This window comes from Sphingobium sp. 15-1 (assembly GCF_013375535.1).
In the GTDB taxonomy this organism is placed as follows: Bacteria; Pseudomonadota; Alphaproteobacteria; order Sphingomonadales; family Sphingomonadaceae; genus Sphingobium; species Sphingobium aromaticivastans.
The window spans coordinates 715,282-730,152 of record NZ_JABXJG010000003.1 but is presented as its reverse complement, the minus strand read 5'-3'; the positions used below and the strand labels follow the sequence as shown (position 1 = coordinate 730,152).

At 59.0% G+C, this 14,871-nt stretch carries 13 protein-coding genes and 2 pseudogenes; 5 read left to right on the top strand and 10 right to left on the bottom strand.

What is annotated here, in order from left to right:
* Positions 1–12: 12 nt before the first annotated feature.
* Positions 13–867: a transglutaminase family protein gene (locus HUK72_RS26445; RefSeq protein ID WP_176599415.1), complete on the bottom strand. Its 855-nt coding sequence runs from the start codon at positions 865–867 to the stop codon at positions 13–15.
* Positions 868–873: 6 nt separating this feature from the next.
* Positions 874–2,019: a PHB depolymerase family esterase gene (locus HUK72_RS26440; protein ID WP_176599414.1), complete on the bottom strand. Its 1,146-nt coding sequence runs from the start codon at positions 2,017–2,019 to the stop codon at positions 874–876.
* Positions 2,020–2,272: 253 nt separating this feature from the next.
* On the opposite strand from HUK72_RS26440, the gene HUK72_RS26435 reads away from it, so the two are divergent.
* Positions 2,273–2,800, top strand: a complete 528-nt coding sequence (locus HUK72_RS26435; RefSeq protein ID WP_176599413.1) for a hemerythrin domain-containing protein — start codon at positions 2,273–2,275, stop codon at positions 2,798–2,800.
* Positions 2,801–2,982: 182 nt separating this feature from the next.
* A pseudogene (locus HUK72_RS26430) lies at positions 2,983–3,213 on the top strand (FAD-dependent oxidoreductase); the annotation flags it as partial.
* 1 nt (position 3,214) lies between these two features.
* On the opposite strand, the gene HUK72_RS26425 reads toward HUK72_RS26430, so the two are convergent.
* On the bottom strand, positions 3,215–5,431 hold the full coding sequence (locus HUK72_RS26425) for a catalase (protein ID WP_176599411.1): 2,217 nt from the start codon (positions 5,429–5,431) through the stop codon (positions 3,215–3,217).
* Positions 5,432–5,698: 267 nt separating this feature from the next.
* Here HUK72_RS26425 and HUK72_RS26420 point away from each other — a divergent pair, with 267 nt between their 5' ends.
* Together HUK72_RS26420 and HUK72_RS26415 are read left to right on the top strand one after the other, a co-directional pair.
* Positions 5,699–6,004 carry a hypothetical protein gene (locus HUK72_RS26420; RefSeq protein ID WP_255326034.1) on the top strand — a complete coding sequence of 102 codons (306 nt, stop codon included), beginning with the start codon at positions 5,699–5,701 and terminating at the stop codon, positions 6,002–6,004.
* 21 nt (positions 6,005–6,025) lie between these two features.
* Positions 6,026–6,649, top strand: a complete 624-nt coding sequence (locus HUK72_RS26415; protein ID WP_176599410.1) for a general stress protein — start codon at positions 6,026–6,028, stop codon at positions 6,647–6,649.
* A 495-nt stretch (positions 6,650–7,144) separates the two neighbouring features.
* Here the strand turns inward: HUK72_RS26415 and HUK72_RS26410 are convergent, their stop codons facing one another.
* Positions 7,145–7,894: a Crp/Fnr family transcriptional regulator gene (locus HUK72_RS26410; RefSeq protein ID WP_218036302.1), complete on the bottom strand. Its 750-nt coding sequence runs from the start codon at positions 7,892–7,894 to the stop codon at positions 7,145–7,147.
* Positions 7,895–8,065: 171 nt separating this feature from the next.
* Here HUK72_RS26410 and HUK72_RS26405 point away from each other — a divergent pair, with 171 nt between their 5' ends.
* Complete coding sequence (locus HUK72_RS26405; RefSeq protein ID WP_176599409.1) at positions 8,066–8,344, top strand: hypothetical protein; 279 nt, start codon at positions 8,066–8,068, stop codon at positions 8,342–8,344.
* A 652-nt stretch (positions 8,345–8,996) separates the two neighbouring features.
* On the opposite strand, the pseudogene HUK72_RS26400 reads toward HUK72_RS26405, so the two are convergent.
* The 6 genes and pseudogenes from HUK72_RS26400 to HUK72_RS26375 all read right to left on the bottom strand — a co-directional run.
* Positions 8,997–9,220, bottom strand: a pseudogene (locus tag HUK72_RS26400) (transposase); the annotation flags it as partial.
* A 60-nt stretch (positions 9,221–9,280) separates the two neighbouring features.
* On the bottom strand, positions 9,281–10,330 hold the full coding sequence (locus HUK72_RS26395; RefSeq protein WP_218036301.1) for a zinc-binding dehydrogenase: 1,050 nt from the start codon (positions 10,328–10,330) through the stop codon (positions 9,281–9,283).
* Between the two features lie 311 nt (positions 10,331–10,641).
* Positions 10,642–13,041: a TonB-dependent receptor gene (locus HUK72_RS26390; protein ID WP_176599407.1), complete on the bottom strand. Its 2,400-nt coding sequence runs from the start codon at positions 13,039–13,041 to the stop codon at positions 10,642–10,644.
* Between the two features lie 86 nt (positions 13,042–13,127).
* The gene (locus HUK72_RS26385) at positions 13,128–13,469 is read right to left on the bottom strand and encodes a DUF4286 family protein (protein ID WP_176599406.1); all 342 of its coding nucleotides are present in this window, start codon (positions 13,467–13,469) and stop codon (positions 13,128–13,130) included.
* A gap of 501 nt (positions 13,470–13,970) precedes the next feature.
* Entirely contained in the window at positions 13,971–14,354 is a 384-nt protein-coding gene (locus tag HUK72_RS27565) for an SDR family NAD(P)-dependent oxidoreductase (RefSeq protein ID WP_255326033.1), read from the bottom strand.
* On the bottom strand, positions 14,297–14,815 hold the full coding sequence (locus HUK72_RS26375; protein WP_176599404.1) for a hypothetical protein: 519 nt from the start codon (positions 14,813–14,815) through the stop codon (positions 14,297–14,299). Before HUK72_RS26375 ends, HUK72_RS27565 begins: the two co-directional genes overlap by 58 nt.
* Positions 14,816–14,871: the final 56 nt, after the last annotated feature.

The following is a 14,871-nucleotide window of genomic DNA, read 5'->3' as shown; positions in this document are numbered from 1 at the left end:
TCCTGCGCCCCTTCAGAGCGGCACGACGCTCACGCGAACGCCCATGTCAAGGAAATCGTCCGGGGCGCCAGAGAAGCCGCCGCGGATAGGCATGATCTGACTGTTGCACCGGCCAACGGCCACGGCAATCAGGTTAGACGAGCCGACGCGGCGGTGTGTGGGATCAAACGCGATCCAACCTGCCGTCGGAAGATAGACTTCTGCCCAGGCATGTGTCGATCCAGGATCGTGCACACCAACATCGGGATCAAACAGATACCCCGAAACCGCTCTGGCTCCAAAGCCCAGATGGCGAATCCCCTCGATGAACAGCGCCGCAATGTCGCGACATGACCCGCTTGCCATCGCCAGCGTCTCCAACGGCGACTGCGTCCCCTCCTCGTCCCGCAGGCGATAGCTTATCGCATCGCAGATGCCGGCGTTGATGTCCTTGAGCAGCGACAGCGTGTCTGTTGGCGCCCCCGCGACGAAGCCGCGAGCCCAGTTGCCCAGTCGGCCTTCATCGTCGGCATGCTGGGGGCGGAGCAGGGCGCCAAGATCGGCAACATCTTCCTCCGAATAGCTGAAGGGGTAGGAATGGGCGCCCGGCGCAATCCGATATATAGGCCAGGGTGCAGCGAACTGCTCGACCACCATGTCGGCCGAAATGCTGAGCTTGTCCGCGGCCGTCGAGAAGCTCGCCGTCGCGACGAGATTGCCAAACACATCCTGCGCCCATTCCAGTTCCGCGGCCGGCGTAAGATGGATCGCGCTTTTGAGAACCCTCAGATCATGGGTTCCCCGTGGCACCAGCATGAGGTGATGCGGTTGCAGCATCACCGCATCGCGATAGCGGTAGGTGGTGAGGTGGCGGATGCGAAGCTGCATGATGCCTTAACGCATCAACCCGGCGGCGCGCAGCGCATCCTCGATCACCTTGCGCACGCCGGTCGCGACCGTGGGTCGGACATGGATGCGCTCTTCATGGCTGCGCGGGGGTGACGAAGCCTGCGCGGATGCAAGCGACGGGACAGGCGCTCGCGTCGCAGGCGGTGTTGTGACCCCACGATCCCGCTCAACGGCATCCCCTATCAGACCCCAGAACGCGCAAATGCGGTGGGTCGAAGAAATGCCGGTTTCGAGCATATAAGCGCCGCTCCTTCCACAGCCATCCTCGCCCGCGGTGTCGAGCGGCGTGCCATGGCCCATGCCCGCGATACGATATTCCTCGATCACATCGCGACCCTCTGCATCTGACCAGGCACGCCGGACATAATCATCCCTCCGCTCGACCTGGCCCGGGTCGGCTTCAACATCATGCAAGGCGCGCCATTGGGCGGCGATCGCTCCGGCATTGGACGGATTCACGGTTGCGTCCGCGCTTCCGTGCCAAATGGAAAGGGTCGGCCAGGGACCGGCGTGGTCGGAGGCGCCCCGGACCAGCGCGGCAAGCTTGGCTTCGGGAGGGACGCCATGGCCGCGCATACGGTCGAACGCTTCTGGAATGGTGCGGGCACAGCCATAGGGCAGTCCGGCGATGATCGCTCCGCCCGCGAACAGTTCGGGATAGGTCGCCAGCATGACGGCCGTCATGGCGCCGCCTGCTGACAGGCCTGTCACGAATATCCGCGTGGGGTCTATCCGATGCCGCCGCGCCATCGTCGCGATCATCTGCCGGATCGAGAGCGCTTCGCCAGAGTCCCGCCGGCTATCCTCCGGGGAGAACCAGTTGAAGCACAGGTTGGGATTGTTCTGCCGCTGCTGCTCAGGGAAAAGAAGCGCAAATCCATGGCGATCAGCGACCTGCGACCAGCCCGATCCGATATCATATCCTGCCGCCGTCTGCGTGCAGCCATGTAGAACGACCACCAGTGCGGCATCGTCATCCAGATGTTCGGGAATATATGTCCGCGCCCGAAGATCGCCGGGGTTGGATCCGAAATCCGTCAGTTCGCTCAGGCGTCCATGGTCGTCGGGCACGTGGCTGGAGGCGAGGCGAAGCGCCGCGAGACGGGAGATCGTGTCCGAGAGGGTACGCATTGCAGTATCCTTTGATGGTGGAGGCCTGCACAGGCGTGGCTATGACCATCTTGCTGCACTGCACAATAATTAGGCTTTCATTCTCCATTGGCAAGGCTGCCTTTCTCCACTCATCGGAAAAGCGTGAGGGAGGTTCTGCACAATCATACTGAGCGAAGTTAATTTTGCGGTTCGTTCGGATCTTCGTTCGATGGTCACGAGTTCGTAAATCTAACAGACGCGCACTCGCGCCGCCTGTCTCAGGAGAATGAATATGGCTTCACCCCAGACCGCGACGAAATCGCGCCAAACCAAGCCCGGCTCTAAGCCGGCCCGCAAATCGGAACGGGCTGTGGCGCCCCCCACCGATGCGATCAGCCTGCTAAAAGCCGATCACAAGGAAGTAAAAACCTATTTCAAGCAATATGAAGGTCTGAAGGATGAGACCGAGAAGCAGGCGTTGGCCGACAAGATTTGCCGGGCGCTGACGATTCATGCCCAGATCGAGGAGGAAATCTACTATCCCGCCGCTCGCGTCGCGATCGACGACGACGACCTGCTCGATGAGGCGGAAGTCGAACATGCCAGTGCCAAGCAACTGATCGCCGAAATTCAGGCCATGAAGGCTGCCGATCGGCTGTTCGATGCCAAGGTGACCGTGCTCGGCGAATATATCGACCATCATGTCGAGGAAGAGGAAAAGGAGATGTTCCCGGAAAGCCGGTCCAGCGATCTCGACCTCGAGGCGCTGGGCGTGAAACTAGCCGAACGCAAGGCCGAATTGATGGCGCAGGCCCGCTGAACATTTTGGATTGGCGACAGTCGTGCGGGGATGATTCCGCTTACCCGCGATCATCCCGGTTTCCCGAAGAGATTTCGGCCCTGGTCTCTTGGCGCGGATGCGCGATCAGGCCGCCCGCCATAGCGCCCGCCCGCAGGACGGACAGATTGCCTAGCGGAGCGACGTGACGCCGGGTTCGTTGCGCAGTGGGGTCGGATATTCATTCGGAGCTGGCGGCCCAGGTCGGCTCCGATTTTTCAGCGGAGGGCTGTCGCATGGTGGACACGCATCAGCGGACGGATGTTCCGGGTCTTTACGCGGCCGGTGACGTCGTGCTGGGTCTGGGCCAGATCAGTCACGCGATGGGCGAAGGCGGCGTCGCCGCGACCACTATCCGGAACGATCTGGCCCAGCGAACGCCGCTCCGGCGCTAAGTCACGCGTCGAGATCGACTTCCAACTCGCGCGGCCAGAACCGCAGCGCCCGGCAAGCCTTGACGAAAGTCCCGGCATCGCCTGCCTTACCGAGCGGGAGGCAAGCGTCGTCCAGATTGTCCGCGATCCCTGCGGCGGAGAAGATCGCTTCGGCTTCCGCGCCGATGCCGATATATTTGCAATGCGCAAAGGCATCGGTGACGAAATCTCTGGCCGCGGCATCCCGCGCCAGCAGCGCGGCACTATCAGCAGACACCAGAACCGCGACGGCGTCGAACAGGACAGAGGGGCCGCCGTCGATCTTGTGCTTGGCTGCCACCTTCTGGCCATCGGTCAATGTCACGCCGCCGATCTTGGGCGCAATCACCTCATAGACCGCGCCCTCGGCCTCGAGCGCCTCCAGCAGCGCCTGGAAGATCGCGGCGTCGGCGCCATCGCTCAGCAACAGGCCCAGCTTACGCCCCTTGAAGCTGTCGGGACCATTTTTGACGATGCTGAGCGGAGCGGATGCGGGCAGGTCCATGATCGGCTGGCGCGCGGCGACCGCCGGATCGGGTAGAGGAAGCCCCAACCCATCGGCCACCGTCGCGGCCAGGGGTGCATCAATGTTGAGCAGATGCGACACCACGCGCGAGCGGATGTCCGGCCGCTCGACCTTGGATAGCTCGAACACCAGCGCGTCGCCGATATGCTTCTGCTCGATCGGCGTCTGGCTGACGAAGAACTGTCGCGCTTGACTATAATGGTCGGCAAAGCTGTCGGAGCGAACGCGCTGCTTGGGGCCGTCGGCAATTTCGGCAAAGCTGGTAAAGCCGCGAACTGCGTCCTCGCGCGGACCGCCCTGCGCCGCGCCCCAGCTGTTGGGCTCATAGTTCACGCGGCCCTTGGGATTGCGCATCGCCATATGTCCATCCTGCTGGAAATGGGCCATCGGACATTGGGGGGCATTGATCGGGATATGGGTGAAGTTCGGTCCGCCCAGCCTTTTGATTTGGGTGTCGAGATAGGAGAAGTTGCGGCCCTGCAGCAGCGGATCGTTGGAAAAATCGATGCCCGGCGGCACATTCTGGGTGCAGAAGGCGACCTGTTCGGTCTCCGCGAAGAAATTATCGACCACCCGGTTGAGCACCAGCCGGCCGACGACACGGATCGGCACCAGTTCTTCCGGGATGATCTTGGTCGCGTCGAGCACATCGAAGGCGAAGCTGTCGGCAAAATCATCGTCGAACAGTTGCACGCCCAATTCCCATTCGGGAAAATCGCCGCCGTTGATCGCATCCCACAGGTCGCGGCGGTGGAAATCGGGGTCGGCGCCGTTGATCTTGACCGCCTCGTTCCAGACGACCGATTGCAACCCTTGTTTGGGCTTCCAGTGGAATTTGACGAAAGTCGACCGTCCCTCTGCATCCAGCAGCCGGAAGGTGTGGACGCCAAAGCCCTCCATCGTCCGGAAGGAACGGGGGATCGCCCGGTCGGACATAGTCCACATGATCATGTGGAAACTCTCCGGCGTGAGGCTGATGAAGTCCCAGAAATTGTCGTGCGCTGATGCTGCCTGCGGAAATTCCCGGTCCGGCTCGGGCTTCACCGAATGGACCAGATCGGGGAATTTGATCGCGTCCTGAATGAAGAAGACCGGGATATTGTTGCCGACCAGATCCCAATTGCCCTCTTGCGTGTAGAGTTTGACGGCAAAGCCGCGCACATCTCGGGCGAGATCGAACGAACCCTTCGACCCCGCCACGGTCGAGAAGCGCGCAAAGGCCGGCGTGCGTTCACCCACGCGCTGGAAGATGTCGGCGCGGGTGACGTCGGCGAGACTGTCGGTCAGCTCGAAAAAGCCGTGCGCGCCATAGCCGCGCGCGTGAACAACGCGTTCGGGAATGCGCTCATGATCGAAATGGAAGATTTTTTCGCGGAAATGGAAATCCTCGAGCAGCGTCGGGCCACGAGCGCCTTGCTTCAGGCTGTTCTGGTCGTCCGCGACCGGCGCGCCCTGTTGCGTCGTCAGGCTTGGGATGTCGCCGTCGGCAAGCTGGTGGGTTTCACCGCCATGGCCCTGCTGTTCGCCATAGGAGAAGGAAATAGCCGCATCATCGGGCAGGAATGAGGCCTTTTGGAGCGATTCTCCGCCGCTATCGGCGCCCGCTATGCCGGACGGTGCCACTTTCCCCGGCAAAGCTGCGGAGGACGGAGGCAGAGTGGATTTCTTGGCCATGAGGTCATCCTTATCATATGGTATTTTCCCCCGCCGGCATGAGGAAAGCGGACCGGATTGTTTCGGCCACTACTATCCCAACGCCGGCTAGTCGCAGGCAAGAACTCCTGCAATCATTCATGGTTGCGGATAATCACCGATGTTAATCTGGATCATTAAGATTTTGAATCCCCGCCCCCCACGCTAGGGAACATTAAATTTAGTAACCTATGGGTCCGTTGTTCGTCCTGAACCGTTGCGCTCCTTACAATCATCAGGAGAGATTCAATGATGCGACAATTTGCCGCCATTTCCGCGGCTGCGCTTCTTGCGACCGGCGCGGGCGCACAAAGCCCGCAAGCAGGGTCCCATAATCCAGCCATCAAGGATGGCTCACCTCACACGCTTACGGCACCTGCGGAGGGAGCCAATTCCTTCACCGAAAGCCAGGCTCGCGGGCGGTTGGGGAAAGCGGGTTATGTAAAGGTTGGAAAGCTCACCAAGCAAAATGGACTTTGGCACGGGGCGGCTGTCAAGAACGGAAAGAAGAAGATGGTCATGCTCGATTACAAGGGCAACATAACCACGCGTTGAAGCCTCACAAGGAGAGAAATCATGTCAAAGACCATCACTCGTCTGTTCGATAATTATAATGATGCATCGAACGCCGTGCGCGATCTGGAAGAACTGGGCATTCCCCACGACGATTTAAGCATCGTTGCCAACAACGCTGACGGAAGCCATTCAGAGCATGATCATGAAGGCGTCAATGACGATGGCGATGTCACGCGGGGCGCATCGACAGGTGCAGTTCTGGGAGGTGCAGGAGGTCTTCTCGCGGGCCTGGGCCTGCTTGCTATTCCGGGCCTTGGTCCGATCGTTGCGGCGGGGTGGCTTGCCTCCACTGCGGCAGGTGCCGGTATTGGGGCAGCGGGCGGCGCTGTAACCGGCGGTATCGTCGGGGCCCTCAAGCATACCGGCCATAGTGACGAGGAAGCGCAGGTCTATTCGGAAGGTGTCCGGCGCGGCGGCACGTTGGTCAGCGCGAAGGTGCCCGATGATCGGGCTGCCCAGGCCGAAGCCATTCTCCAGCGCCATCGCTCTGTCGATGCAGCCGCGCGCGGTCAAGCGTACCGGCAAAGCGGCTGGGATAGTTTCGATGAGAATGCTCCCGCCTACACGACCGAGGAGATCGAACGCGAGCGGTCACTATATCGTGCGCCCGCTGGTCTGTCATAAGTCACAGCGCCGCCATCCCCGCACCCATAACCCTCGGTCATCAAAGGCCGAGGGTGATTTTTGGCTTCGCGACCTTTTGGGGTGAGCCGCCCTCCAACGCGGCTGCAAAATTTCGCTCATCAGTAGCCCGCGCCTGCTGCCAATAGTTTCGGTTTCGATGCCAATATTGATAAATGCGTAAAAAAGACCCAGCCACGCAAATGACTGGGTCCAGGGGAAGGCATCTAATTGAGCCTTCGGGTCGCTCGACTCGTATAGCTGACATTTTGCAGGAAGGATTGCTTTAATTTCCAATCAAAATTGATCTATATTAGAAAAAACTATTTAATCATTAAAAAGAATGGTGAAAATTATATTGTTACAGCCACCAATAAGACTGTAGCCACTTTTTAAAAATTTCAGAATGAGCTGATAGTCCGAGTCTTTTTGATCAATATTCCATTTAAACAACAAATTGCCTGCGCCAAGACCCTTTATCGGTTTGAATGATCTTGGTCATCGGCTGCCCGTCTTCTCCATCGACATGATTGATTCTCGCAAATGCCGATGGAGATAATTTTCATCGAAGCCGGCTATTTCGACCAATTTGTCTGGGTCAGCGATATGCAGGCTTCCGCGCTGAAGTAACATGGCCCCCCTGAGCCGTAATTCCTTCAGCACCCGATTGAGATGAACGGGAGTCATGCCGAGCGAATCCGCCAGCAATATCTGCGACAGGGGTAGTGTCAGATGACGCTCGCTGGTCAAGCCGATGTTGCGGGCGCGCAGATAAAGTTCGCACATCAGATGCGCCACCCGTTCGATACTCGTGCGGCGGCCCATGCTGGTAATCCAGGCGCGCATCGTCCCCTCATCGATGAGCTGGGCGAGGTACATGGCTTTGGCGACGCGTGGATGCTGGTCCATGATCGCATCCATCTCGCCGCGCTCGATCGTGGCGACACGGGCCGGTCCAACAGTCTGGATGCTGTGATCCATCTGGGCCAACAGGCCAACGTGGAGATCGCATGAGTCTCCGGGCATCAGAAAGGCTAGGATCTGCCGGGTACCGCTGGGCAAGACCTTGTACCGGCATGCCCAACCTTCAAGTACGACGAATACGGGACCGGGCCGGTCCCCCTCCCGAATGAGGTCGCGTCGGGCAGGAATATCCTTGGAGCGTGAGGTGGCCCCAGCAAGGACATCCACATCATTCTGGCTCAGCGGAACAAACCCGCGCAATTTGTCGATAAAGCGGTTGCTCATCCGACACCGTCCCACAGGACTGTCAAAAATGATATTGTTCAATATTATAGTCGAAAGTTAATATCGATAATGGTTTTTTTTGCTATTCCCGCTAATATGAAAGGATCGTCGGCCCCTATTTCAGGCTCCGGCGGCTGGGGGAGCAATACTCTCGCCTGACGGAGATGAGTCGTGGCCGACGATAGAAGCGATCAAGATCGCGCGCGAGAAACAGGGCGCCTGCCTGCCATGGGCGCGCATGGTGAAGCAGCAATCCTTCTGGTCGAAAGCCTGATCCATGGCCTTATCGCAAAAGGAGGCCTCAGCACCGCGGAAGCCATCGAAATCATTGATGATGCAGCGCAGGTAAAGGCCGATATCACTGCCGAGAATGGGCTACCTTCCGACGGACCATGCTATGCTGTGACATTATTGAGAGCCATCAGCATCAGCCTCTCCCATGATTTATAGAAGCCTTGGTGAATGGCCATCGCGATGGGGTGCGGTTGTTCAATCCGCTTGCGAAAAGACGACTGGTATCCGCACCTATCCAACGCGGCGCCGTTGGAGGAAGAAACAGAGCATTTCACATGAGGCGTCCGGACCTGCGGGATCTGTATGAGTGGCCAGAGCGCTACCACCCGACCAGTCATGGCCGCTGCCATGGACCGTCCAGTCCTTCAGAAGAATCGTGCCGGTGCGATTTTGACAGGTTCTTTGTGTGAGGTGCCGGCCTCCCTCCGAACGTCCACTGGTGGACCGAGAGGTTAGCGGGCCGACGCCTGCACACTCCAGATTGCCCAAAAATCCGGCTGCGTTGGAAGGATGGACGGCCCGGTTCTTGTCACCGTGAAACACAATCGTCGGCAACTGGCAGGGCAACCTTCCTGCCGCACCGGTTCCCCCTCTACCCTGCATGGCGGCCATGGCCTCCCGGAGTGTCTGGATCGTGGATCGGCGCCGAAGCGCAGCCCTGCCTTTGTACAGCACAACTATCTGAAATAACGTGCGAAAAAGAGATATTGCTGGGGTTCGACCGGCACCGATCGGGACCCCAGCGCCGTGGCATTTTTCGTTCACTTCCAGCGGCTTGGCCGAAATCTAAGCGAGTCCCGTCTCCGGGCCGATCCACAACGCCCATTTCACCCGCTCGTTTCCAACCATTATACATGTCTTGTACGGCCCATATTCTCGCGGTGCATCCCGCCAGCGCAACCCATTGCGATTGACGAAGCTGATCCCGCTTAGCACGCATCGGTCATCAACTCGGGGCTTGCCGTGGCTCTTGCGAAAATAAGGCGCAAGCCGGGCCATCTGCTCATCCGTCAGCCAGTATCGGTCGCTCATCATCAGTCTCCTCACGGAGCCTGAGTCACGCCCTCGCCAACCAATCAATCGATCCTCAGCCTAAGGCTCGATCATGATGTGGATCGCCGACTCCCCGGGGATTTTCCCGGCGAGCAACTGAAGCGCATATTCGGTCTGTTCGAGCGGGATGGTATGCGTATGCATCTTTTCCAGCGGGAAACGCCTCGACTCGATGAGCTGCACGGCGATTTCCGTCGTCCGGAATGGAACGGCCGCCATCCCGATGATCGTCAGATTGTTGCGGACGATAAGGTCGGACTTGAGGCCTGACACCAAGTCCGAGCCATGCGTCCCCGCCAGACCAATTGTCCCATTGGGCCGGACGATCGCAACCGCATGGTTGACCGACTTCGAGTAGTTCGGCGTCGTGTCGAGCACCACGTCGGCGCCTTTGGGCAGGATTTTGCGGACCTCTTCCACCACATCGGTCTCATCGGCGATGATGACGTGATCGGCGCCGAACTCCTTGGCAAGCGCCAGCTTGGCCGCATCGCGCCTCAGCCCGGTGATGATGATGCACGATACGCCGATATTCTTGGCCGCGATGACCGAGCACAGCCCCCTTTGCCCGCAACCGAGAATGACGAGCGTGTCACCCATCGAGGTGCCGGGGCGCTGAACCGCCCAGGAAATGCCCGAACCCAGCGGATTATACAGCGAAGCAAGCTCAGCCGGTATCGACGAGCTGATCTTGTGCACCAGACTATGCGGGTCGAGATACATGTAATCGGCATAGCCGCCCCAAAGCGCAGTGCCGCTGACCCCGACAGGCACGTGGCCAAGATAGGGGATGTGATCCTTGCCGTTGCAGACGTTGTAATCGCCGTGGAGGCAATTGCGGCAATATCCACAGGGGACCGCCGGGTCGATGACTACCCTGTCGCCTTCCTTAACGCCCCACCGCTTCGCCGCCTTGCTGCCGATCTCTGCGATGATGCCGACCGGCTCGTGGCCAGGCACGATAGGATAGCGAATATAGCCTTCCGATTCACCGATATATTGCGACCAGTCGCTGCCACAGATGCCGCAGCCCTCCACCTTCAGCAGCGCGTCATCTTCCCCGATTTGAGGCAAAGGGAATTCACGCATTTCAAGCTGCCGAGAACCTGTTTGGACAATGGCTCGGCTCATTCTCTGTGACTGCATTGCTCATAGACCTCTTCGATACTGGGGCCACAACAGGATGGGGACGAGGCTGTATCAACGATCACCTTGATCCAACACCTCGCCCCTGCCTTAACTGATAGCGATATTAACTCATGCACTTCATTCTATCGTAGCATCTTATCAAAAGGAGCTGCATCTCATTTCCCGATCATTCCGATCTTGGGCGTCAGCCCTGGGATCTCCGTTGCAACGCCCGAAGTTACGTCCAGCCCCCGAAGGCGCCAAACGTCATCTTAGAACTTATATCCCACCTGAAGAGCAACTTCGCGAGTGCGAAGCGGGATCGATTGATATTGCCCGACAGCGCCGGCGGTCTTGTCGAGCGAATAGGTCGAAACATGCTCGTCGGTGAGGTTCCGTCCCTGCAATTCGAGGGTCCACCCGCTGTTATCCTGGAACAGCCGGATACCGGCGTCAAACAGCCAATATGCCTTCTGTCGGGCATTGGGGTCCTGATTTTCCTGCTGGTTGGACGAACTGGCATATTTGAAGCCGCCAACGACGCCCAGCTTCAGACCGCCGGGCAGTTCGAAGACATAGTCCACACCGCCGGTGGCAGACACCTTCGGCGCCCTCGGTAACTGACGGCCGCTCAAATCCTGGGTGCAACCGGTGGGCGTGGCCAACAGTTGGAACGCCGTGCAGGGCGCATTGGCGTAATCGATATATTTTGCGTCAACATAACCGAATGCGCCGCGCAGAGTGAGCGCGGACGTAGCGCGCCATTCCGCCGATGCCTCGAACCCCTGTGTACGCGCCTTACCCGCATTGTTGATGGAGTAGGCGAAAGCGCGAGGGTCAAAGGACGTGATCTGAAGACCCAGCACATCGTAGCGGAAGGCCGCCAGTTCGACGCGCAACGACCGGCCCAGCAACGACGCCTTGTAGCCTATTTCACCACCCTTGGTTTTTTCCGGGCCGTACTGAAGCGTCAGAGGGGAACCGATCGGCCCCATATTCACGCCCGGAGACAAGGTCGTAGGCGCGGCAAACCCACCGGAGTGGTAACCATGGCGGTAGGTTGCATAGAGGAGCTGCCCCGCATCCGGCTTCCAGCTCAATGTCGCCTCCGGCGACACATCGTCATCCTTGTAACGCCCGTTCAGATTGGTCCCGGCCGGCGCGAACCGCCCCGCAAACGCGGCCGCAAGATAAGGCGTTTGGCGATTCGATTTTTTGACTTCCTTGGTATAGCGCGCACCGCCCGAAAGTTCGAACTGGTCGGAAATTGCCCACTTCACCGTGCCGAATGCCGAATAGGCATCGGTCCGATCGTAAGACAGGTTCGCGATCTGATAGTAGAATCCGGTAGTCGGGTCCGCGGCGATCGGCCGCAGCATCGCGATGCTGTCCTGCTTCCGATCTCCATATTCGTAAAAGCCGCCGACGACAAAGTTGAACGGACTCTCGAAATTGGTCGACACGCGCAATTCCTGCGTGGCGCTCGTATTATCAGCGTTGTTTCGACCACTTACCGTCGGGTTGGTGGTCAGATTGTTATTATCGATCCCCTTGTAGATGTAATGATAATAACCTGTGGTCGATGTTATAGTAAACTGGTCGGTTGTGTAGTTCGCGGTAAGAGTTGCAAGCGTATTTTTACCCTTACCGAAAGCCCGCGTTTCATTACCGGTCATTTGCCGGGCGCGGTCCGGGCTCAAGCCGCCAACTGCAACAACACCGTTAAGTTTGCAGTCGCTGTAGGGGTCGACCACGCCATAGTCCGTGATAGCCGTCACACCCGGCGCGCAGTAGAGCTCTCGCGAACCCGCATCGCCATCGTTATGGCTATCTGTCACCAGCAGCTTAAACTGCGCGTCAAATTGCGAAGACGGTTTCCATGCGACCGTCAGGCGCCCCGCCACATTGCTACCCCCCGGCCGACGGCTCTTATATTCGCCCGGCACGATCGGGAATACGGCATCAAGAGGATTGCGGATTGGACCACTGGGCGCGGCGTTTCTGAGCCAGCCATCGGTTTGGTCGCCGCGAACCGCCACGCGAACGCCGAGGGTGTCGCTCAGCGGGCCGCCGATCGCGCCTTCGATAAACCGTTCGCGCGCGTAGAACTCATAGCCGGCCCGCGCATATCCGGACAAGCTGTCACCCGGGCCGGCCGACTTGATCGAAATCACGCCTTGAGGGCTGTTCTTGCCGAAATACAGCGACTGGGGGCCCTTCATGACCTCGACCCGTTGAAGGTCGAACATCGCCAAGCCGGTGATACGGCCGCGACCAAGCTGCATGCCGTCGAGGTCGATCAGAACGCTCTGCTCGATGAACTGGTCGTTCGACGCGGCGCCAATGCCCCGGATGGAGATGAACGAAGCAACCGCGGTTGAGGAATTGACCACCTGGACCTGAGGAGTGATCTGCGCAATCCTGGTCAGATCCGCCGCGTTTGCGCGCTGTATCGCGGCGGCGCTGATCGCGGTCACGGCTACAGGCACCTTCAGCGCCGATTCCTCTTTTCTGCGCGCTGTGACGACGATCTCTTCCAGGGCACGCCCCCCGGCTTGGTCGGCGCCGGATGTCGCTGAAGCGGCACCCGACGGTTCTTGCGCGGCCACGGGCTGGCTGGCCAGCACCATCGTTATGGCGAGTATTGATCCGCATACCGAAATTTTGTTCATTTCAAGCCCCCTCCTCTCCTGATTTGCTTAAGCGTTCCGCAGCGGACATGTCCGCCAGCTCATTAACCGGACAACTAGGAACGATCTTATTTTTCCGTGACGACCGGCGTGATGACTTCATAAAGATGGGCGACGGCGTCGGTTATCTCGACGGCATCGGTGACGTACATCTCGCCTGACGCAACGAGCTTATGCATATGATCCAGCGCGGCCTGCGGGTCATCGGTACGCATCGTATAAGTCGACAAATAAATGCGTTCAGGCGACTTCGGATCGGACGGATCAGCGATACGAAACCGCTGAGCGGCCACGAATCCGGGCAACGCGACAACGTCCGCGAGGTGGACATCAGAATACCATTTGTTGAAGTCATCTTCGCGACCGGGCAGCGGCCTCGTGTGGACGACATACACATATTCTTTCATCATTCTCTCCGACGTTTCTTGGTCTCGCCAGGGCCAAAGACCCTCGTTCACACTATGCGATCAGAGGGCGGACATCCCCCTGCAATATGCCCTTGGTGGAGCGGACGGCTGGGATGCAGCCATCATTACCGCGCCGCGCCACCGAGGCGCTAGCCATCAACCAGGATATTTTTAGTCAATTGGCTAAGTAAGTCAAGTGACGCTGTGCATTCTTGCTCCGTGTCGATGGAACTAAGCGGCGATGCTGCCCCTATTCACGGCCAGGTTATGTAGTTGGCCTCATCGGACGCCAGAAACAGCGCAGCCGAAGCGATCTCTTCAAGCAGCGATTGGATAGATTCGGACAATTCCCCATCCGCGCCGAGCGCAGTCCGCACCATGGTGTGTCGATCAATCCCGGGAGAATGGCGTTGCAGCGGATGGGATAGGCCCTCTCCGCGCAGTAGAGAGGACAACCCGCGTAAGGTTGAGGGACCGCTCCCTTGGAGGCACTATAGGCTCTTGTTACGGATTCGGTCGAACGGACGAGGATGACAGGATGTCGAGTCGGCCTTCCCATTCACGAATGTCGGCGCCCAGAGCATTCCCAACGTCCGGATCGGTAACGTCCAATCTGGCGAAGCGCGCCGCGTCGCCTATCGCGGCGGCGGCGGCCGACCCACCCACGTCATTGACGTCGGCTACGATCGACCGGGCGCCCTCCCACGCGAACCTTTCGATGATGGCTGCGCCCATCCCAAACGCGCCGTCGGTGACAAGCGCGATTTTGCCTCGCCAGTCTGGCCATATCCGCTCCTGACGGGCTGCGCGTCCGTCCCGACTATAACTGCTCAATGCCCTTCGACGAGGTCGTTGCGCGCGCCGATCATCACCGAGGACATCTGGCATTCGACATCGAAGGGATTGCTCCACGCATGGATTGTCCCGTTCTGGATGAGAGTGTCACCTTCGTTGAGCTGGACCGTCTCGCCATCGTCCAGCTCACAGACGCAACTGCCCTTCACGATGAAGATGACGTCTATCGTCGCAGACCGGTGGAAGCCCCGATCCGACATGGAACTCTGCATGTCCTCTGCGGCATCATCTGCCGAAGCCCGCTCAAACCCCGCCTTGGTTCTTGGCGCGATGGTCGCTTGGCCGAAACGCATTGCGCCGACCGGCGGAAACATCCAGGAAACCGGCTTGCGGCTCCCATCATCAGGAAAATGGGGATTGTCCGCGGACCATATGTCCAGCCAGCCCCAGCCCGCCATGCCCGGCATCTGCACGAAGGACAATTCATCGTCGCTCGCGACAATGGCCCGGCCATTTTGGTTATGGGCAGTTACAACACGCCTGACTTTTGTCATCACTTCATCCTCTCGACATCTAAGATCGTATCAATTGGCGAGGATTACCGCGCTTC

What these genes read in the sequence shown, in the direction of transcription:
- HUK72_RS26445 (WP_176599415.1), bottom strand. Translation starts at nt 867, where the DNA reads ATGCAGCTTCGCATCCGCCACCTCACCACCTACCGCTATCGCGATGCG.
- HUK72_RS26440 (WP_176599414.1), bottom strand. Translation starts at nt 2,019, where the DNA reads ATGCGTACCCTCTCGGACACGATCTCCCGTCTCGCGGCGCTTCGCCTC.
- HUK72_RS26435 (WP_176599413.1), top strand. Translation starts at nt 2,273, where the DNA reads ATGGCTTCACCCCAGACCGCGACGAAATCGCGCCAAACCAAGCCCGGC.
- HUK72_RS26425 (WP_176599411.1), bottom strand. Translation starts at nt 5,431, where the DNA reads ATGGCCAAGAAATCCACTCTGCCTCCGTCCTCCGCAGCTTTGCCGGGG.
- HUK72_RS26420 (WP_255326034.1), top strand. Translation starts at nt 5,699, where the DNA reads ATGATGCGACAATTTGCCGCCATTTCCGCGGCTGCGCTTCTTGCGACC.
- HUK72_RS26415 (WP_176599410.1), top strand. Translation starts at nt 6,026, where the DNA reads ATGTCAAAGACCATCACTCGTCTGTTCGATAATTATAATGATGCATCG.
- HUK72_RS26410 (WP_218036302.1), bottom strand. Translation starts at nt 7,894, where the DNA reads ATGAGCAACCGCTTTATCGACAAATTGCGCGGGTTTGTTCCGCTGAGC.
- HUK72_RS26395 (WP_218036301.1), bottom strand. Translation starts at nt 10,330, where the DNA reads ATGCGTGAATTCCCTTTGCCTCAAATCGGGGAAGATGACGCGCTGCTG.
- HUK72_RS26390 (WP_176599407.1), bottom strand. Translation starts at nt 13,041, where the DNA reads ATGAACAAAATTTCGGTATGCGGATCAATACTCGCCATAACGATGGTG.
- HUK72_RS26385 (WP_176599406.1), bottom strand. Translation starts at nt 13,469, where the DNA reads ATGATGAAAGAATATGTGTATGTCGTCCACACGAGGCCGCTGCCCGGT.
- HUK72_RS27565 (WP_255326033.1), bottom strand. Translation starts at nt 14,354, where the DNA reads ATGCCAGATGTCCTCGGTGATGATCGGCGCGCGCAACGACCTCGTCGA.
- HUK72_RS26375 (WP_176599404.1), bottom strand. Translation starts at nt 14,815, where the DNA reads ATGACAAAAGTCAGGCGTGTTGTAACTGCCCATAACCAAAATGGCCGG.